The organism is Acetitomaculum ruminis DSM 5522 (assembly GCF_900112085.1).
GTDB classification, from domain to species: domain Bacteria; phylum Bacillota; class Clostridia; order Lachnospirales; family Lachnospiraceae; genus Acetitomaculum; species Acetitomaculum ruminis.
Genome location: NZ_FOJY01000008.1, coordinates 55,407 through 77,320, shown reverse-complemented (window position 1 = coordinate 77,320; position 21,914 = coordinate 55,407). Strand labels below are relative to the sequence as shown.

Genomic DNA, 21,914 nt, shown 5'->3' with positions numbered 1-21,914 from the left:
TAAAGTTTCTTGGCATACATGAAATGAAAACAATAAAAAAAATCTCTATCCTCTAATAATCGTAAAATTCTAGTCAGTAACCATTAAATTTGTAATTAAACCGTATACAGACACTATAAAAACGGCAATTCCGGTACATGCAACTATTGTAAGGTCATAAGGCAGATAATCATAAAAACCTATCTCTATAACAAGAGAAGCTATAGTTAAAATACCTGCAAAAAGCGCCTCAAATATATATACAAGAGTTAATTTGGCAGTCTTCATAAGATAAATAAGAAAAATCGTAAGAAAACCTGCTGATAAGGGACCTGCAATCAATTTAAGACCCGATTTTAATCCGGCATCTATACCTATAAAATCCGAAAAATTTATACAAAAAACAACAGCTGCAATTAATATATAGAAAATAATACTAACCACTAAATCTGCAACAAAACCTTTATCTTCGTCAGTATTATTAGGACGGCGTGAATTATATTTATCCCAGTGAATCTCTGGGGTTGAAAGACTGTCTTTCATGCTAAAAATCTCCTCTCTAAAACAAAATCTTAGCAATACATTAAACATCATATAATAAAAAACCTGCCTTGTAAAGGGAATAATTATTCTTATATAATCCCCAAATACGGTTAAAATGGACTTTTTTCAAACCGTTTATGTAAAAAAAACAACAAATTAAAAAAAAGTCCTTTACATTTTTACCCCGTGGGGGTATAATAAACCTATCCTAAGCATCATACCTATCTTGGGTATAGGTATATAATCCAAGGTGCAATATTAATATTATTCCTGAAAACATAGGCTCGAAAGGGTCTATGTTTTTTTTACGGAAAATTTTTCATATATTAAAAAAGGACTTTTACATATAGTAAAAGCCCCGTTTTAGATATCCTAGAATTTGTCGCCTTTTTGCGCTCTTGCAACACCTGTGGCAAAAGCAGCCTCATAAACAGCCTTTGCTACCGCTTTTCCAACTCTTTCATCAAATGCTTTAGGGATTATATAATCCTCATTAAGTTCCTCATCGCTTACTAAAGAAGCTATTGCCTTTGCAGCAGCAATTTTCATTTCATCATTTATGTCTGATGCCATGGCATCAAATGTACCTCTGAAAATTCCAGGGAATGCCAATACATTATTTACCTGGTTAGGATAATCACTTCTTCCACTGGCAACAATTCTTGCGCCTGCTTCCTTTGCCTCTTCCGGGAAAATCTCCGGTATCGGGTTTGCACAGGCAAATACTATAGCATCTTTATTCATCATTTTTACCATATCTTTTGTAAGAACTCCAGGAGCACTTACTCCGATAAATACATCTGCCCCTTCAATAACATCTATAAGGCTTCCTCTTTTTCCTTCAAGATTTGTAACTTTTGCCATCTGTGCCTTTACCGGGTCCATACATTCTTCTCTTCCATCGTAGACAACTCCCGCAATATCGCACATTGTCACATTTTTAACTCCATTAGCCATTAATAGCTTGGCAATGGCGGTTGCTGCTGCTCCTGCTCCGGAAAAAACAACTTTTATTTTATCTATTTCTTTATTGACTATTTTTAAGGCATTTGTCAATGCAGCTAGGGTGATAACCGCTGTTCCATGCTGATCGTCATGGAAAATCGGGATGTCACATTTTTCCTTGAGTTTTCTTTCTATTTCAAAACATCTTGGAGCAGAAATATCTTCAAGGTTAACTCCTCCAAAACTTCCTGAAATCATATATATAGTATTTACAAATTCATCCACATCTTTGGTTTTTACACAAAGAGGAAATGCGTCTACATCTGCAAATTCTTTAAAAAGAACACATTTACCTTCCATAACCGGCATGGCTGCTTCCGGACCTATGTCACCAAGTCCCAAAACTGCTGTTCCATCTGTGGCTACAAGACACATATTTCTTCTTCTTGTAAGCTCGTAGCTTTTTTTAGGGTCTTTTTGTATTTCCAGACACGGAGCTGCAACCCCCGGGGTATATGCTGTGGAAAGATCGTCTTTATTTTTCACCGATGCTCTTGAAATTACTTCTATTTTTCCCTTCCATTCCTTGTGTAAACGAAGTGCCTCTTTTGAATAATCCATGATAATACTCATTGCTGTATTCTTACAGCTTTTCCTTTCTTAAAACTAGGGTTTTTTTAATTTTTACAATGTAGTAATTTACATTACTAAAGTGCAGTCAACTACAATAATATAATGTTTTTTTCAAAAAATCAACCAAGGCAAGGGTCATTTTCACTGCCTTGATTTACATTTACTCTAATGTTATTATTGTTTTATGAGAAAAAAATGGAATGAAAAAAGCTATTATTCATTTGATTATTATTTAAAAGAGCGTTTCCACGAAAAAGTTTATAAAGTGTCCTTAAATGCAGGTCTGACCTGTCCAAACAGGGATGGCACTATAGGCAATAACGGCTGTATTTTTTGCAGTGAAGGTGGCTCAGGAGACTTTGCAGCAAGCAGTGCTCTTTCCATTACCAATCAGATTACAATGGGAATTAAACTGGTTTCAAAAAAATATACGGGCAGTAAGTTTATCGCTTATTTTCAGGCCTATACCAATACTTACGGACCTGTTGATTACCTTAGGAAGATTTTTTATGAAGCCATTGAAAATGAAAATATCGTTGCTTTGTCCATTGCCACAAGGCCTGACTGTCTGTCGGATGAAATATTGGAACTCCTTGATGGATTAAATAAAATAAAACCTGTTTTTGTTGAATTGGGACTTCAGACAATACACGAGAAAACTTCCATTTATATAAGAAGAGGTTATCCCCTTTCTACTTTTGAAAAAGCTGTAAATGATTTGCATTTACTTGGTATAGAAACGATAGTGCATACCATATTGGGGCTTCCCTTTGAAGGAAGAAAAGAAGTTCTATCCACCATAGGATATCTTGCAAAATTGCCTGTTTCCGGTATAAAACTTCAACTTCTTCATGTTTTAAAAAACACGGATCTTTTAATAGATTATGAATCAAAAAAATTTGATACTCTGTCTTTTGAAGAATACTGCAATCTCGTAGTGGATTGTATTGAAAGGCTTCCCGAAAACATTGTAATACACCGTCTTACCGGGGATGCGCCTAAAAATCTTTTAGTGGCTCCTATGTGGAGTAGTGATAAAAGGCGGTGTTTAAACAGAATTAATCAGCTGTTTAAAGAAAGAGAAACCTGGCAAGGGAAATTGATTTAAAATTGGGAGGGTTTTTAAAATGTCACAACCACTTACCTTATACAAGCTTATTATTTTATATATGTTGGATAGTTCCTCCTACCCCATGGAGGTCAAGGATTTAACCGGCTTTATCCTTGAAAAGGAATATACGGATTATCTTACTTTAATACAGGCTTTGGGGGAATTATTTGACTCGGAACTAATTACATCCGAGGAATCCATGAATAAAAAGTTTTATATTATAACAAAAAGTGGCTCGGAGACTCTTATGTATTTTAAAAACAAGATTTCCCCGACCATTATTAAAGAAATAGATGACTTTTTGTATGAACACAAATTAGAAATTATCGATAACAACAGTATTGTGTCAGATTTTTATAAAGATACCTACGGGGGGTATACAGCCGTTTGTACCTATCGTGAAAAAAATCAGGTAGTATTTGAGCTGAAACTTTCCGTAGATACCCAGGAGGAAGCAGAAAAAATCTGCACCAATTGGACATCTGAAAATTCAGCTATTTATGGTTTTGTAATGAGCCATTTATTACAATAGAAAGATTTAAGAGGGAATTTATCCCTCTTATTTTTTGAATTTTGTATTATCAAGATATTCCCTGATATCTTTTTCATGACCTAATTCTCCGGGATAATAAAAACGCTCATCTTTTAATTCATCCGGAAGATACTGTTGCTTGACATAATGATTTTCATAATCGTGAGCATATTTATACCCCACACCCTTTCCAAGTTTTTCCGCTCCTGAATAATGTGCATCCTTTAAATATAGTGGAATGGTTTCAACTCTTGTGTTTTTTACGGCATCCATTGCAGCGAATATGGCATTAGTGGCGGAATTACTTTTTGGTGCGCCTGCAACATAGGTCACTGCCTGGGACAGGATAATTTGTGCTTCCGGCATCCCGATTCTTTCTACTGCCATAGCAGCATTAACAGCCACACATAAAGCCATAGGGTCTGCATTTCCCACATCTTCTGCCGCGCATATCATAATCCTTCTTGCAATAAATTTAATGTCTTCTCCGGCATAAAGCATCCTTGCCAGATAATAAACCGCAGCATCAGGGTCTGAACCTCTCATACTTTTGATAAAGGCTGAAATAACATCATAGTGATTGTCCCCGTTTTTATCATATTTAAGAATTCTTTTTTGAATACATTCAGATGCAACCTGTAAATCAATATGAATTATTTCATTTTCATCCTTTTGTGTAGTCAAAACTCCTAATTCCAGGGCATTTAAAGCAACTCTGGCATCACCTTCTGATACGTCTGCAATAAATTCTATGGCTTCCTCTTCTATTTTTACATTTACATTTCCAAGGCCTTTATTTTTATCATTTAGGGCTCTTATAAGCAAATCTTTAATATTATCTTTTGTAAGGGACTTTAATTCAAAAATAATTGAGCGGGATATTAATGCTCCGTTTACCTCAAAATAAGGATTTTCCGTGGTTGCACCTATTAAAACCACCGTTCCATCTTCTACATGGGGTAGCAGATAATCCTGCTGACTTTTATTGAATCTATGAATCTCATCTATAAAAAGAATAGTTTTTTTATTGTATAAGCCCCGGAGAGTTTTAGCATTTTTAATAACCTCTTCCATATCCTTTTTTCCTGAGGTGGTGGCATTTAACTGGACAAAAGAGGAACTTGTGGTATTTGCAATAACCTTTGCCAGGGTTGTTTTTCCGGTTCCCGGCGGGCCGTAAAAAATTACGGAGCTTAACTTATCCGCCTTTATGGCACGGTATAATAACTTGTCTTTTCCAATGATATGCTCTTGCCCCACCACTTCCTCTAAGCTTTCAGGGCGCATCCTGGATGCTAAAGGAACATCTTCTTTCCCTGCCTGTTTACTCATATATTCAAACAATTCCATTGTGTCTTTACCCATATTATCTATATAAAATTTTAAACAAATGATTTCGTTTAAAATCTTAGCTCCTTTCTGTAAAATTTTTTAACAGTCTATCCTAATTATAACATGTCAAAAAAAATACGCACATATATTCTGCTTATTTTTTAAATTCATTGAGTAAAATCCGAATGGCTTAACAGTATTTCCCCCAAAAAACAGACGCCATATCAATGACGTCTGAAAAAAAAAACAGGGAGTTTAGTTATGAAAAAAAAGTTTAAAAAAATTTTATCACTATCTTAGTAACTTCGCTACAACTAAGATGTATATATAATAACCTTTAATTATGTCCAAACTTTGTCCAATTTCTGTAGATTTGCCTAAGATTTATGTATTTTTTTTGAACGCAGTGTAAGCCATCCCCCGCTTCAAAAGCGTAAGCTTTAAGCGGGGGTATAAGCTTACTAGTGTCAGAAGGGGTTAAAGCCCCTTCTGACAGGTGGCACAAAGTGCCACTGCGTTCATGAGGAAGTAGCGAAGCGGATTCCGAATGTCCGCTTTACGTTGTGATTTTTTTAAGCCAGAGATTAATTAGAAAAACAATTATTTTTAGTATCGGATAAATTCATAAATATTTTCATTTTTTCTAGTCATTATAGTATAATACTTATATAGGGATTTATTACAATCTATCATACGAAAGGATTTAGTTTATGAAAAGTAGCGATGAATTAAAAAATGCACTTTTGAAAATGGACAAAAAAAGCTACAAGCTCTACAAAAGTCTTGAAGGGATGTGGAATTTCAGGGATTTTATTCTTTGTATTGACCATGTGCAGGCAGACCCCTTTGCCACACCTTCAAGAGTCAGATTGATTATTGATAATAAAAACAATTTTCCGGATTCTTATTTTGAAAACAAGGTAAGAAAGATTGCTTTAGAGGACTTTCTTTTAAGACGGCTTCATAAATTTCTCAAAGAAAACTCTACCTCAAGACGGGGCTCGGGAAAAAGCGGTCTTGTAGGAGCCTGTCCCGTAAAACAGGAAGTTTTAGAGAGAATTGCTGTTATTATCAATAAAAAGCAAATTGAAGCAAGACTTGAAGTGGGATTTCCTGCCTTTGGAAGAAGCATTGCAGCCAAAGAATTCGAGCCTGTTTTATTTAATCTTTTTCCAAAACTTGAAAAGGAAGTCTTTTTATATGAAAATACTCCAAAAGATAAACTAGAGGAAAGCATTTTTTTAGCTGATGATCAAAATTATATCAGAGAAGAACTGGAAAAAAGAAATCTTTTGGCATTTGTGGCTGACGGCTCCATTCTTCCAAGAGAAAGTGGAGTTTCCAACAAACCTATGAAGAATGCCATTCCTTTTAAATCCCCCAAATCATTAGAAGTTACCTTAAATCTTCCCCACATGGGTCAGCTAACAGGAATGGGGATTAAACCCGGAATTACCACCATTGCCGGTGGCGGATACCACGGAAAATCAACACTTTTAAAGGCTTTGGAATCCGGTATTTATAATCATATAAAAGGGGACGGAAGAGAATATGTCATTACCCGTAAAAATGCTGTAAAACTTAGGGCAGAGGAGGGAAGGCCCGTTAACAAAGTTGATATATCAATGTTTATAAACAATCTTCCTTTTGATACAGATACAAGTAATTTTTCTACACAAAATGCCAGCGGTAGTACCTCCCAGGCTGCAAATACCGTGGAAGCTGCTGCCTGTGGAAGCGACCTTTTTCTAATAGATGAAGACACTTCCGCCACAAATTTTATGGTAAGAGATTCCATAATGGCTTCTCTTGTTCCAAAAGAAAACGAGCCTATTACCCCTTTTCTTTCCTGTATGAGAAGTCTGTATGAAGACCTTGGCATTTCTTCAATACTGGTTATCGGAAGCTGCGGTTCCTACCTTCCCCTTTCTGATACGGTTATACAAATGGATAATTATAAGGCTATAGACCTTACAAAAAAGGCCATGGAAATATCCAAAGAAATAAATAATCTTATTGAAAACAAAAAGGTTAGCCTTGGAAATATCTTTAAAAATTCTGTTACCAGAAAACATATTGAAAAAGCTAAAGTCCATGATATACATACTCTTAGTCTTGATAAAAATGATATTGACCTTAGGTCTATTGAGCAAATCTGTGACAGCGGTCAGACTGCTGCCCTGGCTTATATAATGCAATACGCTCTTTCAAAAGTTGCCGACGGCAAAAAAAATCCGTTGCAAATAGCCAAAGAGGTTATGGAAATCATTGAAAATAAAGGGTTTTCGGCTGTTGTTCCTAAAAACTACCCTGCCGGTTCTCCTGTTATGGTAAGACTTATTGAGATTGTAGAGTGTCTTTCCCGATACAGAGCAAATTAAATACTGCTTATAAAGCCCCTGTTTACCAAGGGGCTTTTCTTTTATAATTCCCTTGCCTTTTTGCTGCAAGCTGCCATTGCCTCTATAAGGCTGCTTCTAAAGCCTTCTTTTTCCAGAACTTTTACCGCTTCTATGGTAGTTCCTGCCGGTGAGCAAACCATGTCTTTTAAGCTGGCAGGGTGTTTACCTGTTTCTAATACCATTTTTGCGCTTCCATAAACTGCACTTGCTGCAAATTTATAAGCCTGAGCTCTTGGCATGCCATCTAAAACCGCTGCATCTGCCATTGCCTCAATCATCATAAATACATAGGCCGGTGAGCTTGATGCCACACTAACCACTGCATCCATAAGATTTTCAGAAATTACTTCCCCGCTTCCAAAGGTATTAAAAATATCCATGGCCAAATCCAGATCTTTTGGGGTAACATTTTTATTTGGGGTTACGGCGGTTATTCCTGCTCCTACAAGAGCCGGAGTATTAGGCATTGTACGAATTATTTTTAATTCCCTGGCAAATTTTTCTTCAAGCCACTTTAAAGTCTTTCCCGGAGCAATGGTAATAATAAGCTGACTGTCACTTACAGCTTCTTTTATTTCTTCTATTACTTCTTCGTAAAACTGAGGCTTTACTGCCAAAAATAAAACAGAAGCTTCTTTTACTGTTTCTATATTATTTCTTGTACCGACAATACCAAAATTATCCACTGCTTTTTTTAAATTTTCTTCCGACTTGTCAAATGCAATAATATCCCCTGCTTTCACAAGTCCGTTTTTAATAATTCCTCCTATAATAGCCAAGGCCATATTTCCTGTTCCAATAAACCCGATACGCATATTTTCTTCCTTTCTGCTTTTTGACTTGTACTTAAAAAAATTATAAACAGAACTCCCTAACATTTACAATGTGGAAATGTGGAAAAAAAAAACAATCCTTTTCCACAGACAAACATGTATTCATTCCCATATTTTTACAGTCTCCAAGCTATCATTTTCACTAAATTTTTATACCCCTACTCGGGATAAACTACTATTACTATCTTATAACTTCTTAAAATACTTTTCCACCAAAAAATGACCTTATCCACCGAGTTATCCACATATCCCCAGGGGTATTATTTACGCATTCAGCTAAAAGCACAAAATTTCAACTCCAGAATATATATTTTTTGTAATTTATGACCATTTTTGTCATTTGAATACAAACTTCTATATTTGCGCAAAATGTTTTTCATATTTTCAAAATATATCCAGCTTTTGTCATACATTTTATAATTAAGCCATAGACTTTACACGTGTAACTCTAAATGAATGTATCTTTACTATTAATAAAATTAGAGGGGGTAATCTCTATGGACGAGAAAAAAAGACTTACAAGATCTGAGATTAACCGTTACGCCTTTTACGGTTTTGGAAGTAGCGTGGCTGTAATGGTTCCTCTTAGTTATCTTACAATTTTTATGACAGAAAATCTTTTGATGAGTGCCGCTTTAATGGGTTCTACGCTTCTTATAGCCAGAACTATTGACTTTATCGTGGGACTTATCGCAGGGGGCTTCGTTGAAAAATCTACCATGAAATGGGGGAAATATATATCATGGATTAAGATTTTAAAATGGCCTGCTCTTATAGGTATATTCCTGTATTTCTTTGATACAACTTTTCTTCCAATGGCAGGACGAGTTGTCATCAGTATACTTGCTTATTGTATGCTTAACTGTTCCATGAATTTTCTGGCAACTGCCCAATACGGTATCCTGGCTGTTATGGCAGGGCCTTCAATGGAGGATAGAAATATTTTAGCCGTAAGAAATGCCCAGATGATGGCGGCTGCTACTATTATTACTTCTGCTGTTACTATACCAGCCATAAATCTTTTAACACCTTTTGTTGGTCAGTCAAACGGTTATTGTATTGTTGCAACTGCATTCGGCCTTATTTACATTATAGGCTGTAATATAGTATGTAAGGTTGCCAAACCTTATGATCACCCTCAAACAAAGGAAATGCTGGTGGGAGTTCACGGTGTAACAGTTTCTGATATGGTGCGTTCAGTACTTACAAACGGACAGCTTTTAACAGTGGTACTTTCATACAGTATCTTTTATATAGGAATTTATATTTCAAGTGGTGTAATGGCATATTACTTTATGTATGTTTTAGGAAATTATCTTCTTATGACCGTGGCAATGACTGCTACTACCGTATTTGCCCTTTTAGCCAGCGTTATCGGGCCAAAAATCGGTGCAAAACTGGGAAAGAAAAATGCTATGGTTGTGGGACTTATGGTATATGCAATTGGAAGTCTTCTTATAACCTTCCTTTGCCGCACAAATCTTATAGTTTACATAGTATTAGGCTGTATAAATTCTCTTGGAATGTATATTTTCTCCGGATTTGGAGTCAACTATATGCTTGATGCCGGTGAATACGGTCTTTATAAAACAGGAAAAGATAACCGTGCCGTAGCAATGTCAATGATGAATGTTCCCATGAAAATCGGTATGGCCTTTGGTGGAGCCATTGCAGGATATGGACTTGCTTTTATAGGATTCACCACAGGAATGCAGGTTACTGAAAGCTTTATAACAAACTTTATGTGGCTGTTAGGAGGAGTTCCTGCATTGTTCTACGCTGCTGCCGCACTTCTTATGCTCTTTGCCTACAGAATCTCAGATGAAGATGCCGCAAGATATGCAATGCTAAATGCTAAGAAGCTTATGGAGCCTTCCGCTAATTCCCTTCCTGAAGAAGTGGATTTTCCTGACGGTGCACCTGCTTAATGCTGATAGAATTATTTGAACGCAGTGTAAGCAATCCCCCGCTTCAAAAGCGTAAGCTTTAAGCGGGGGTATAAGCTTACTAGTATCAGAAGGGGTTAAAGCCCCTTCTGACAGGTGGCACAAAGTGCCACTGCGTTCATGAGGAAGTAGCGAAGCGGATTTAAGAATGTCCGCTTTACCATACTTACTTATATAATTAATATATAACCTTCCAAAAAAAGCCTTGTACCCCTCGTGCAGGGCTTTTTCTCTTTTATACAACATCTTTTTCCAGACATGGGATATTTTTTAGTCTTCTATGCATATGTTAGAAGACTTTACAAACTTTTTAACAGCTTTACAAGGTATCATCGCACCATATGCAAACCTTCTTCTTGACTTTTATACAAGACCTGTGCGTGAGAAAGAGTTTTGTAATATTTAGATACTTCGCTAGTTTTTAAATCCGGATATGTTTTTTATACTCTTCTAATGAAACATCATTTATTGTTCTAATTAAATATACAATATCCGATGTAAAAAATTAATTGTACTTTAGGGAACTTTTCAGATTATATACGGCATAAAAGTTCCCTAAAATATCAATACCATTATTTCTTTCCAAAAACCCTGTATCCCTGATATGCACTCTTTTTTACAATAAATATTTTTACTCAGCCGTCATTTGTATACTTAATACATATTATTGTCAAATATGTAGCAATTCTTTTTTTATTATTTAAATTTTGCTATACTTTATTTTGAACGCAGTGTAAGCAATCCCCCGCTTCAAAAGCGTAAGCTTTAAGCGGGGGTATAAGCTTACTAGTGTCAGAAGGGGTTAAAACCCCTTCTGACAGGTGGCACAAAGTGCCACTGCGTTCATGAGGAAGTAGCGAAGCGGATTTAAGAATGTCCGCTTTACGGTTAATCTAATACCCTGTGATTTTTTACATATTTGGGGTTTCTTAGAAGAAGTGGGGGCTTTTTCAAAGAAATATAAATCTGATTACAGGGCATTTATTCTTGTTATTTAAGAATAGGTGAATAAGGAGGTAAAAAATATGAGATTAAGTATGTGGATGATTGCCAACCTTTTAGGTAATCTTGATACAGAACTGCATATTCAAAAAGGCGCTCCAATCTCACTAAAAAGCGCCCGAAGGGTTTATGCCACTAACTGCGTACATATTTATCAGCAGGATGAAAATGTAATATGCCGAAATGGTGATGACTATATTATTATTAAGGATATTGATGTGGAAACTGCTTTTGAATTGATTCAGTATATTTTCGATTTTTATGATGACTGGTACACAAGTGTCCTGACAGCCGCTACCCAAAACGACTATCAGACTGTTATCAACAATTCCCAAAAATTATTCCACAATCCCATGGTGCTTTTAGGGCCGAATCTTAAGGTAATTGCCATCACCAGTGAAAAATTTCCCATAAAATATAATGAAGAGTGGAATTATCTCCAGGTTCACAGATGTAGCTCCTATGAGACCATGCAAAAGATAATAAGCGATCCTATGGTACGCTCCAAATCCATTGAAAAATCCCCTCAATTTATTAATTTTTCTCAAATCAATGAAAATATGACAAATGTACTTACTGCAGGGCTTTATTATAATAATGAAACCTGTGGCAGAATTACCCTGCTTGAAAAAAAGAGAAAATTTAACGAAGGGGATATCCAGCTTTTAACTATACTAATAAGCCTTATAACTCCCCATATACATGGCTATATTATCCAAAATATAGGTGTTTCCATTGCTAATCCCATAGAAAATCTTTTGAAAAAAGAAGCTGTTTCAAAAGAAGAAGTCAAAGGATGGATGGACTTTCATCATTTAAACGACGAAGGTCCTTTTGTTGTATATGTTTTTTCAGGACTCCATATATCAGAGCCTCTTGTTTTTTTAAACACATTATTTGATGAGCATAATGCAATCCTTGGTAGTTATATTATTGATAATAATATAGTGTCAGTAATTAAAACCAAATCAAAAACCTATAAAAAGACCTGTGATTTTTTGGACAGACATGCCAAATCCACAAAAATTCCTTTAGGAAAAAGTCTATCCTGCAATGATATTTTTAATATTTATCATTATTACAAACAGGCTTTGTATGCCATTGAAACAGGGAAAATGCTTAATCGAACTTCTGATATGTATGTCTATGATTATTTTGATTATGGTGTAACTTTTTTAATGGGTGATTCCTCCTTGGAAGAAAAGCACTTCGGTATCCATCCGGACATCAGAAATATGTGGGAAAAACAGCAAATGAGAAGAAATAATAATACCGAAGACGAATTATTAACTCTTTTTATTTATTTAAAAAATGAGCGTTCAATTTTAAAAACTTCAAAAGAGCTTTTTATCCATAGAAATACATTGATTTACAGAATAAAAAAAATGCTTCAAAAAATGGATTATACCATTGAAGATTCCTATAACAGGCTTTTTTTACAAATGTCCATACATATTCTTCACATGTATAATCTAAGCCACGACATTAAAGAAAATCACAGCAACTACGAAAATGCCAGTTCTGATTACATCTAAAATAATATGCCCCGCCGGATTGTACCGACAGGGCTTTTTTTCTTAATATTAATTTTTCCAAATAAATCTGATTTTTTAACCTCTGTATTTTGAGATTGGAACAAAAAAGTATAATTTGTTATGGCAAAATGAAACGAAGGTTATTCTGCTGCCGTCATATTTTAAACGGTTTTCCCTTATCCATCCAAAAAAAACGACTCTTTCCATCATAAGATACTTCTCTTCAATTTCATCTAAGTCGCTGTCATCCATTGTGGAAAATACTGCATAACGGCCACCTTGAATGTAAGCCTCCTCATCTCCTTGATTAACAGGTAATTTAAGAGGAACCGGAGTACCAATGACATATTCATAGGCATCACCTTCTTGTGAATTCCTGTTGACATTCATCCACATGGCAACTTTTCCGGCAACATAATAATTATCCTCATAAAACTCTTCTAAATCCTCTGATTTTGAAAAGCAGTCGCTTACCATTTTAGGAATGTTCTTTTTATCAATATGGGGATCACATTCATTTTCGATTTTATGATAACCGATTTTAAAATTGTGAATCCTCATATATTCTAATTTAAGCTTCTTTTTGTTTTCCTTGTAATACTCTGAAAGATTTACAACTTTAAATTTCACAGCTTCATTTTCGTCATAATCTGTGCCATATTCTTCTTTATAACATCTCTTATAATCATCAAAATCAGCATAGTTATACTTTGTAGCTGCACTTTCCGCGTCTTCCTTTTTTTGAGAAATCTCGTGAGCAACCATGTATAGGCGCTGCTTTCTTATATATTCTTCAAGGCTCATTTCATAGCGCAGTTTAAATATATCACCAAGCATTTTTTCAGAATAGCCAAAATATTTTGCAAGCTCCACAACGGTTATATTGTCTTTAATATGAGAATTAATATAATCTATCCATTGATTACTGCCGTTTCCGGTTTTTTCGATGCTTTCATAGCCATTCATTCCCTTAACCAAAGGAAGAACCACACCCATATTTTCATCATTGAAAAATTCAAAGGTGATACCCATCTTATCTGTAACCTTTTCATTCATTTTTAACCATTCCCTGAAAATAAAACGGGTAAGATTTGCCTGAGCTTTTACGGTTTTTGAAGTATCCGCCTGTTTTTTTACAGTAAAGATGGCACATTTTTCTTCAGGAACATTGATAACTATCTGATCTTTTTCAGGCAGTTCTCCATCCTTTAAAACATGGCCAAGAACATAGATAACATGTCCCCCTTTGTCATTCCACCATACTCCAATAAGCTCTCTGCTGGTGTCTATCTTTTCCATCATTCTTTTATATTTTAATGGGAAAGCAACATTTTCCATCATGTCAACCTGGTCACCTTGTTTGTGTCTGAAAGCATATCCTGCTATTTTAAAAGGCTCGATTATCTTGTATTCCATATGTACCGGAATGCCGTCTATCTTCTTTCTCATAGGCATATCCGGAACCTGTATGTTCATTTTCTTAAATGCATTACAAGATACTCCAAATTCCTTTTTAAATGCATTAGAAAAACCTTCAGAATAAACATAAAGGCTGTTTCCTATAACTTCCGAGGTTTTCTTGGTGTCATAAACAATCTGGGCTGCCCTGCGCAACTGCAGCTTTGTAACAAATCTGTGGAAGGGCATTTCGAAATATTCCTTGAAGGACTGGGCCAAATAAACATGATTATAACCAAACTCTTTTGCAATATCTTCTATACTAAGTTTGGTTTCCAGATGATTAAGGATATAATCCAAAATTTCTTCCATTTTAGCAATTTTTTTACTCATTTTTCATTCACTTTCTTTATTTCATATTTGTTTTTATATGAAATATTTATTCTTAAATTTCCTTTGATTTTAAGTTCAATTCACATTATTTATGCCCGATTATAGCATATCTTCACAAAAACTAAAAGATTTTCAGGGCAGTTTTTAATAAAATTTCAATATTTTTTTTATTATCTGAATTTTTTTCACAAAATATGCGTATTTTTACAGTAAAAGATTCCCCGAGGCAGTATCCTTCCCCGGAGAAATCCTGATTGTTTTTTATTTTATTCATATCTTAATGCGTCAATAGGCGACATATTGGCAGCCCTTTTAGCAGGATAATATCCAAAAATCATTCCTGTGACCATAGAAAAAACCACTGAAACTATAATAGCTGTAATTGACGGACTCACTGTCACCACAAGATAGTCGGCTATGGAAGATTCCATTGTGGATACCAATGTGGTTGCTACCTTTGCCAGAAGAAATCCGTTTACAATTCCTATTATTATTCCGATTATACCCCCAATAAGGCATATCACTATGGATTCAATCAAAAACTGTAATTTTATACTCTTTCCTTTGGCTCCTAAAGCCTTTCTTATTCCTATTTCGCTGGTTCTTTCCATAACGCTTACTAGCATTATGTTCATAACCCCCACACCCCCAACTATAAGGGATATTCCGGCTATGACGGAAACCGCAATGGTTATTGCAGAAAGTACTCCGTCAATAACACTAAGAGATGAGGCTAAATCAAAACATTTAAATTCAAAATTTTTATTATTCTTATAATAATTATCATTAAAATAATTTGTTATTTCCTCTGAAGCTTTGGTTGCATCTACACCGTTTTTGGTAATTATGGAAATAAAGCTGTATCCATTTGATACGCTGGAATTTATCTGGTTTGCGTAACTAACCGGAATCATAGCCTCGGTAGTAGAATCCTTTTCGGATTTACTTGAATTTGTCATGGCTAAACTGTCTGTTGCCTCTTCGTATTCATAAACACCTACAATATAGGCACTAAAGGTCATTCCCCCGGTAATGGAAACCGTTATTTTTTTACCGATGGGATTTACACCATCTTTAAAAGCATATTTTACAAATCTGTCAGAAACCACTATGGTATGCTTTTTCTGGGAAACATCTTCTTCGGATATCTCTCTTCCCAACATCATGTCTTTTGAATTGGCCTTCATATATCCGGAGGTTACACCGGTTACTGAAAGATTAAGATTATTATCATTCATTGAAACCGTAGCATTTCCAAGAGAGTTTGTAACGGAAACTCCCTGGACTGTATCTGACAAATCCGTCTTGAGATTTTCTATCATGGAATCTGAAATAAGATCCTTATCTCCCATATCAGGATATACAAAACCATTATCTATCTGCTCATCCTCATTTTGTTTTATTGAAACAGTTCCATATATAATATTTGTTCCTCCCAGGTCATTCATAGTAGCTGAAATTGTCTCCTGAAGGGAATTTCCTATGGTTGTTATGGTTATAACAGAACTAATTCCTATTATGATTCCAAGCATTGTTAAAAAAGACCTTAATCTGTTTATTTTTATGCTTCTGTAGGCAAGTTTAATGCATTCAAGAATTGACATTTATCTCACCTGCACTTTCTCCTATGACCTGTCCGTCACTTATGGTAATTATTCGTTCTGTTTCCTTGGCCAGTTCCTTGCTGTGAGTAATAAGAACAATGGTCTTTTTCTGTTCTTTATGAAGTTTATGAAATATATCCATAACCAGATGTCCCGTCTTGGAATCCAATGCTCCTGTAGGCTCATCTGCAAGAATTATGGAAGGATCATTAATCATTGCCCTGGCTATTGCCACACGCTGTTTTTGTCCTCCTGATAATTCGTTGGGATTGTGAGTGTAACGCTCTCCCATACCTACAAGATTAAGAAGTTCCATGGCTTTTTGTCGCCTTTGTTTTTTGGAAACTCCTGCATAAAGCATTGGAAGTTCTACATTTTCCAAAGCATTGGTTCTTGGAATCAGACAAAAATTCTGAAAAACAAAGCCAATACTTTTATTTCTGATATTGCTTAATTCTTCATCATCCAACTGACTGATATCTCTTCCGTTTAAAAAGTACTCTCCCTCAGTAGGTCTGTCTAAAGCTCCAATTATATTCATAAGGGTACTTTTTCCCGAGCCGGATTCCCCCACTATTGAAACAAACTCACCCTCGTTTACTTTAAGGGAAATCCCATTTAATATCTGCAATTCATTAGGCTGGCCAATATAATATTTTTTTATGATATTTCTCATATCAATAACTACATTTTTTTCCATTGGTTTCTCCTGTATTAACCACTTATAACTTATTTATCTCTTTTGAAAAGGTGGGACCATTAGGTTTAAATTCAGCTTTAAAAACACTTGCCATATCTTCTACAAATATTTCCTGGCCGTCTTGAACTTTTTCCGGATAACTTACTATCAAATCACCTTCTGACAACGAATCCGAAGATATTTCAACATAATAATCATTCGATTCCCCTGTGGTTACTTCCACTTTTTTGGCTTTAAATGTGTTATCTTTACCCTGCTCTACCTTATAAACATATTTTTGTCCATTTTCATCTTCTGCAACAGCGTCATATGCCACTGCGCATCTTTCTCCCACTTCATTAACTACTATCTCAACCTTGGCATTCATTCCCAAAAGAAGCTTGGTTTCTCCATTTACACTGATGTCCGCACTGTAGCCGCTATCTGAGCTTTCCCCTGTAAGGCTTGAAGAACTACTGCTTTTTGAAGTAAAATTAATAACTCTAGAAACAGTTCCCGTAATACTATCATCATGAATAGCATCTGAACTGATACTTGCAGTCATACCCTTTTCAACCTTTATAACATCACTTTCGCTTAAAGAAATGCTTATCTGTAGATTTTTATCATCAGAAATAGTCATTAAGGTTCCGTTTGCAACTCCACCTTTTGAAATATTCAAAGAGGTAATAATACCGTCTTGCTCCGCAGTGACCGTAACGGAATTTAACTGACTGTAAAGCTTTGAAAGCTGTGAAGTTATGCTTGAATCAGTCTGGTTTGAATACTGATTTGTTTCAACTGTATCCTGAGCACTTTCAATGGCTTTTTGTGTCGAAGAATCCAGAGAGGAATACTGATTGTTTGCCTCTGCCAAAGAAGATTCCAAAGTGGCAATCTCCTTTGTAAGCTCTGAAATCTGACTTTCCAGTTCTTTTTGTACCTTTTCATCATTTCCGACAGTAGCCGCCTGAGCCCTTAAAGTTTCAAGGGTGCTATTAGCTGTACTTATTTTTGCGTTTAAATCATTAATAACATTTTGCTGATTTGCCAGGGAGGTTTCCCTTTCTGATTTTGCCTGATTTAATTGTCTTTGTGCAATTTCATTTTGCTTTGCAGCAAGCTTTTCAGAGTTTGATACCTGAGACTCTAAGTTACTGATTTCTGATTTAATATCAGTATCATCAAATACGCAAAGGACATCTCCCTTTTTAACACTGTCTCCAAGGGAAACATTTAACTGAGTACATTTGCTTGTAAGCTCTGTGGTCACCGATACTGTATTCTGGCTTTCAACGGTTCCACTGGCAGTAATACTGGTGGATAAATCCTGCTTTTCAAAGGTCTGGGTTTCGGTAGTTTCTCCCATTGGCCCTGAAAAATTCCCAAATCCCATTATCCTCGGGAGTGCTACAAAAAGCAGCAATAAAACAACAATTATTATTCCGATTACTATAAATTTTTTCTTTGATTTTTTCTTTTTCTCCATTTTTCTCCTGTCTTTCTAAATAAAATTTCTTAATTGCAGCTTAATTAAAAAAGCTAAAATCCGCCTTTTATCCTTTCAACACGCTAATTATTTTTAGTTTATTATATATTAAAAAGATTAGACTTACATTAAAATAACATTAAATTAAATCTAATCTTTCTGTTTTTTCAGGAGCTAACCTGCTGTAAAGCCCTGATAAGATTATTTACATTTATTGGCTTTGTAATATATCCCGTAACCCCTGCTTCTCTGGCCTTTATTCTGGCATCTTCGAAAACATTGGCACTCATGACAATAATAGGAAGCTTCCTTTTTGCCCTTCCTTCTAACTGTCTTATACATCTCGTAGCTTCATATCCATCCATTACCGGCATCTGAATATCCATTAAAACAATGTCATAATAACTGCAGCCTTTACGACTTATCATATTTATTGCCACAGCACCGTTTTCAGCCACATCTACCCTGGCACCGGCACTGTGAAGAATCTCATAGGCGATTTCCTGATTCAATTCATTATCTTCCACCACAAGAATTTTCTTTCCGTCAAGGAACATTACACCTTTCTTGTCATCCTTTTCGGATTTGCTGTTTAATAGCTTGCTTCTCAAATCAGATATAAATACCGGTTTTGAACAAACTCCCGTTACCTTATCCAAAACTGCAGAAATTGTTTCTTTATCAACTTCATAATCCGTAAGAAGAATTATCTTTACTTCCTCCCCGGCCTTTTCTATTACATCATCCACAAGTTTATAATTATTATCTTTGACAATAGCATATTCGGAGATAATGGCATAATAACTCTCATCAATGTCAATAGAATGCTCTATATATTCCAATGCGTTTTGTGAATTTTCCACAATGTCCACCTTTAAACTCATACTTATAAGCATGGCCTCAAGTCTTTCCAAGGCAATCTTGTTATTTTCCACAAGAAGAACTTTTTTACCCCTTAATTGGGCATAAAAATCTTCTTTTTCCTGAGTCTGAGCCACCTTAAATTCAAGGGTGACACGAAATTCTGTTCCTTCACCCTTTTTGCTTTTTACGGCAATACTTCCTCCCATTGTTTCTACAATACTTTTGGTTATGGACATCCCAAGACCCGTTCCTGGTATTCCACTTACGGTGGTATTATTTTCCCTTTCAAAAGGAGTGTATATCTTTTCAACAAAGCTCTGACTCATGCCTATACCATCATCTTTTACCACAAATTCATACTTTCCATAGGCCTTTAATTCAGAAGGTTTTTGCTCTACCTTTAATAATATATTTCCATTTTTTGGAGTGAATTTTATGGCATTTCCCAGTAAATTCACCAATACCTGGTTTAGTCTTACTTTATCACATAAAATTCTGTCATCCTTAACTTTATCAATATCTATATGAAAATTATGTTGTCTGTCTTCTATCTGGCTTTTCAATACCGTCATTACTCCTCCGACGATATCCACCAGACTGTTTTCCTTTTCTTCTATTCTAAGCCTTCCGCTTTCAATCCTGCTCATATCAAGGACATCATTTATCAGACTCATAAGGTGATTCGATGATACCTTTATCTTGTTTAAGCTGTCCCTTACCTTTACCATATCTTTAATATTATCCCTTGCAATGGTGGTAAATCCTATAATAGCGTTCATAGGTGTCCTGATGTCATGGGACATATTGGATAAAAATTCAGTTTTTGCCCGGTTGGCATGTTCCGCCTGAGAAAGGGCATCCATTAAAAGCTGTTTTTGCTGCATTTCTTTTCTGACGCTTTCATCCACAAGGGCAAAGCCCACTATGAATTTATCAGCGGAAAAATTCTTACCAAGTCTGGCTATTTTTACCGTAAAATACCGTACATTTCCATTAATTAAGGCTCTGTATCTAAAGCTAAAATTCTGCTCCTTTGCCATTTCTTCCTTAACATGTTCCAAAACGGTATTTCTTCTGAAATACTCCCTGTCTTCCGGATGTACTCTGTTTTGGGTATAATAACCTATAGCCTGTGTATAAGTAGTATTTGGATTCAAAAATTTCTTAAAAAAATCGCTGATTTCTTTTCCCATACGAACAGTATGAAAGGAGTCTGTATTTGCATCTACCATATGAACAGAGTCATAATCATCTGCCAGACCTTCTATTATGTCCATTTGATAAAGGTTTCTGTCACTGGCTACTTTTTCTCTTGTAATATCCCTTAAGGTTTCCAATGCCATAATATCCTCGGTAAAATTATCCTTTGTAAGGAAAAATGCCAGTCTTAAATACATTCTTCTGCCGGTTGAATCATGGGACCAGATTTCATATTGTAACTCCCTGGTATTTTCGTGATATTGCTTTATCATTTCCTTTCTGTCAGGGATTACTGCTACTTTTGATTCCACAAAATAATCTGTCCATTTTTTCATATATTCATCATAATCATGTATTTTATGAATATCTAAAGCCGTAAACAATATCTTCTGACTGTCTTTTGCATTTCCCCAGCTGGCTTTTAAAACTTCACCCTTTGTAAGATTATATTCAAACATACCAAGTACATCTGAGGTAATGGCCTGCTTGTACTGCCTTTCATGGGCTAAAATCACCTCGGCATTTTTTCTGTTGTAAACTTCCTTTCTAACGGAATCATCCACACAGGCAAAGCCTACAATAACCTCTTTTATATTCCAGTTTGTCCTTAAAGGAACTGCCTTCACCTGATAAAACATAAGCTCCTCATTGATTTTAATTCTGAAATTGGAAATAATGAAGTCCTTATACTTTAATTTATCTATCAGGCCTTTTGGATTAAGAAATTCCGAAAATTCCTCTTTATCATTCCTAAAAATAATATCAAGATTAAAATTTCCTATAAGTTCCGAACATGTTTTGCAATTTTCAACTCTTTTTGGGAATAAGGATCTTGCCCTGTTATTAATTCTTATACAGTCATAAGAATCATCTTCTACATTAAATTTAAAGATAGTGCTGTATTCCGCACAAAAAACATCAATTAAGGATGCATGTATCTGCTTTTCTTCTTCTCTTTTTTCATAAGTAATGTCCTTTAAATAATAGAGAATTTTAGAGGGCTGCCCATTACTGTCACATTCAACAAGGCTGAATTTTTCTCTTTTCCACTGATTTTTCCCGGTTTTATATTCCTGATAAAATTCCGGTTTTTCTTTAAGAGCAGACTTCAAATAATCCAGGGAACTTTTCTTTATCTTTTCTTCTACATAGTCCTGGGATATATATTTTTTGCTTATTTCAATATTAATTTTTGAATAGTTTTCATAACTTTTATCTACTGTCAAATCCAGATTATTATATTGGTCATCTTTTGCCATTACGATAAAGCTATCGTTTTCTACATCTATAAGACATACAAAACCATTTCCATCAATCATGGATTTGAGCATTTTTTTGTATAGCTGATAATCATTACGCCCTAATATACCATCAGTCATCAACATTTACCCCCGAGTTTCTTACAATTATATATATTTAAGAAATTTTTTATATATAGACTCTCTTTTCCTCTTAGTTTAACACAAAAAAAGGAAGACCAAAGGACTTTTTTGT

At 35.2% G+C, this 21,914-nt stretch carries 14 protein-coding genes; 5 read left to right on the top strand and 9 right to left on the bottom strand.

Features of this window, described 5'->3' with window-relative positions; translation table 11 throughout:
- Window positions 1-69: 69 nt before the first annotated feature.
- The gene (locus BM153_RS06740) at window positions 70-522 is read right to left on the bottom strand and encodes a hypothetical protein (RefSeq protein WP_092872031.1); all 453 of its coding nucleotides are present in this window, start codon (window positions 520-522) and stop codon (window positions 70-72) included.
- A gap of 372 nt (window positions 523-894) precedes the next feature.
- The gene (locus BM153_RS06735; RefSeq protein ID WP_092872029.1) at window positions 895-2,088 is read right to left on the bottom strand and encodes an NAD(P)-dependent malic enzyme; all 1,194 of its coding nucleotides are present in this window, start codon (window positions 2,086-2,088) and stop codon (window positions 895-897) included.
- A gap of 196 nt (window positions 2,089-2,284) precedes the next feature.
- Here BM153_RS06735 and BM153_RS06730 point away from each other — a divergent pair, with 196 nt between their 5' ends.
- Complete coding sequence (locus BM153_RS06730; RefSeq protein WP_092872027.1) at window positions 2,285-3,208, top strand: tRNA modification radical SAM protein MnmL/YtqA; 924 nt, start codon at window positions 2,285-2,287, stop codon at window positions 3,206-3,208.
- Between the two features lie 19 nt (window positions 3,209-3,227).
- Window positions 3,228-3,743: a DUF4364 family protein gene (locus BM153_RS06725; protein WP_092872025.1), complete on the top strand. Its 516-nt coding sequence runs from the start codon at window positions 3,228-3,230 to the stop codon at window positions 3,741-3,743.
- Between the two features lie 27 nt (window positions 3,744-3,770).
- On the opposite strand, the gene BM153_RS06720 is transcribed toward BM153_RS06725, so the two are convergent.
- A complete protein-coding gene (locus BM153_RS06720) occupies window positions 3,771-5,093 on the bottom strand; it encodes a replication-associated recombination protein A (protein WP_092872023.1) in 1,323 nt (440 codons plus the stop codon).
- A gap of 692 nt (window positions 5,094-5,785) precedes the next feature.
- Here BM153_RS06720 and BM153_RS06715 point away from each other — a divergent pair.
- A complete protein-coding gene (locus BM153_RS06715; RefSeq protein ID WP_092872021.1) occupies window positions 5,786-7,456 on the top strand; it encodes an ABC-ATPase domain-containing protein in 1,671 nt (556 codons plus the stop codon).
- 41 nt (window positions 7,457-7,497) lie between these two features.
- Here the strand turns inward: BM153_RS06715 and proC are convergent, their stop codons facing one another.
- The gene (gene proC, locus BM153_RS06710; protein ID WP_092872019.1) at window positions 7,498-8,292 is read right to left on the bottom strand and encodes a pyrroline-5-carboxylate reductase; all 795 of its coding nucleotides are present in this window, start codon (window positions 8,290-8,292) and stop codon (window positions 7,498-7,500) included.
- Window positions 8,293-8,807: 515 nt separating this feature from the next.
- On the opposite strand from proC, the gene BM153_RS06705 reads away from it, so the two are divergent.
- Window positions 8,808-10,238, top strand: a complete 1,431-nt coding sequence (locus BM153_RS06705; protein WP_177205601.1) for an MFS transporter — start codon at window positions 8,808-8,810, stop codon at window positions 10,236-10,238.
- A gap of 1,043 nt (window positions 10,239-11,281) precedes the next feature.
- Window positions 11,282-12,793 (top strand): PucR family transcriptional regulator, encoded by a 1,512-nt coding sequence (locus tag BM153_RS06700; protein ID WP_092872015.1) that lies wholly within the window; start codon window positions 11,282-11,284, stop codon window positions 12,791-12,793.
- 75 nt (window positions 12,794-12,868) lie between these two features.
- Here the strand turns inward: BM153_RS06700 and BM153_RS06695 are convergent, their stop codons facing one another.
- From BM153_RS06695 to BM153_RS06675, 5 genes are all read right to left on the bottom strand, one after another.
- On the bottom strand, window positions 12,869-14,584 hold the full coding sequence (locus tag BM153_RS06695; protein WP_092872013.1) for a helix-turn-helix domain-containing protein: 1,716 nt from the start codon (window positions 14,582-14,584) through the stop codon (window positions 12,869-12,871).
- 266 nt (window positions 14,585-14,850) lie between these two features.
- Window positions 14,851-16,188, bottom strand: a complete 1,338-nt coding sequence (locus BM153_RS06690; RefSeq protein WP_092872011.1) for an ABC transporter permease — start codon at window positions 16,186-16,188, stop codon at window positions 14,851-14,853.
- Window positions 16,175-16,888, bottom strand: a complete 714-nt coding sequence (locus BM153_RS06685) for an ABC transporter ATP-binding protein (protein ID WP_242949088.1) — start codon at window positions 16,886-16,888, stop codon at window positions 16,175-16,177. Before BM153_RS06685 ends, BM153_RS06690 begins: the two co-directional genes overlap by 14 nt.
- Window positions 16,889-16,910: 22 nt before the next feature.
- On the bottom strand, window positions 16,911-18,356 hold the full coding sequence (locus BM153_RS06680; RefSeq protein ID WP_092872009.1) for an efflux RND transporter periplasmic adaptor subunit: 1,446 nt from the start codon (window positions 18,354-18,356) through the stop codon (window positions 16,911-16,913).
- 167 nt (window positions 18,357-18,523) lie between these two features.
- Window positions 18,524-21,799, bottom strand: a complete 3,276-nt coding sequence (locus tag BM153_RS06675; RefSeq protein ID WP_177205600.1) for a hybrid sensor histidine kinase/response regulator — start codon at window positions 21,797-21,799, stop codon at window positions 18,524-18,526.
- Window positions 21,800-21,914 lie beyond the last annotated feature (115 nt).

What these genes read in the sequence shown, in the direction of transcription:
- BM153_RS06740 (WP_092872031.1), bottom strand. Translation starts at nt 522, where the DNA reads ATGAAAGACAGTCTTTCAACCCCAGAGATTCACTGGGATAAATATAAT.
- BM153_RS06735 (WP_092872029.1), bottom strand. Translation starts at nt 2,088, where the DNA reads ATGGATTATTCAAAAGAGGCACTTCGTTTACACAAGGAATGGAAGGGA.
- BM153_RS06730 (WP_092872027.1), top strand. Translation starts at nt 2,285, where the DNA reads ATGAGAAAAAAATGGAATGAAAAAAGCTATTATTCATTTGATTATTAT.
- BM153_RS06725 (WP_092872025.1), top strand. Translation starts at nt 3,228, where the DNA reads ATGTCACAACCACTTACCTTATACAAGCTTATTATTTTATATATGTTG.
- BM153_RS06720 (WP_092872023.1), bottom strand. Translation starts at nt 5,093, where the DNA reads ATGGAATTGTTTGAATATATGAGTAAACAGGCAGGGAAAGAAGATGTT.
- BM153_RS06715 (WP_092872021.1), top strand. Translation starts at nt 5,786, where the DNA reads ATGAAAAGTAGCGATGAATTAAAAAATGCACTTTTGAAAATGGACAAA.
- proC (WP_092872019.1), bottom strand. Translation starts at nt 8,292, where the DNA reads ATGCGTATCGGGTTTATTGGAACAGGAAATATGGCCTTGGCTATTATA.
- BM153_RS06705 (WP_177205601.1), top strand. Translation starts at nt 8,808, where the DNA reads ATGGACGAGAAAAAAAGACTTACAAGATCTGAGATTAACCGTTACGCC.
- BM153_RS06700 (WP_092872015.1), top strand. Translation starts at nt 11,282, where the DNA reads ATGAGATTAAGTATGTGGATGATTGCCAACCTTTTAGGTAATCTTGAT.
- BM153_RS06695 (WP_092872013.1), bottom strand. Translation starts at nt 14,584, where the DNA reads ATGAGTAAAAAAATTGCTAAAATGGAAGAAATTTTGGATTATATCCTT.
- BM153_RS06690 (WP_092872011.1), bottom strand. Translation starts at nt 16,188, where the DNA reads ATGTCAATTCTTGAATGCATTAAACTTGCCTACAGAAGCATAAAAATA.
- BM153_RS06685 (WP_242949088.1), bottom strand. Translation starts at nt 16,888, where the DNA reads ATGGAAAAAAATGTAGTTATTGATATGAGAAATATCATAAAAAAATAT.
- BM153_RS06680 (WP_092872009.1), bottom strand. Translation starts at nt 18,356, where the DNA reads ATGGAGAAAAAGAAAAAATCAAAGAAAAAATTTATAGTAATCGGAATA.
- BM153_RS06675 (WP_177205600.1), bottom strand. Translation starts at nt 21,799, where the DNA reads ATGACTGATGGTATATTAGGGCGTAATGATTATCAGCTATACAAAAAA.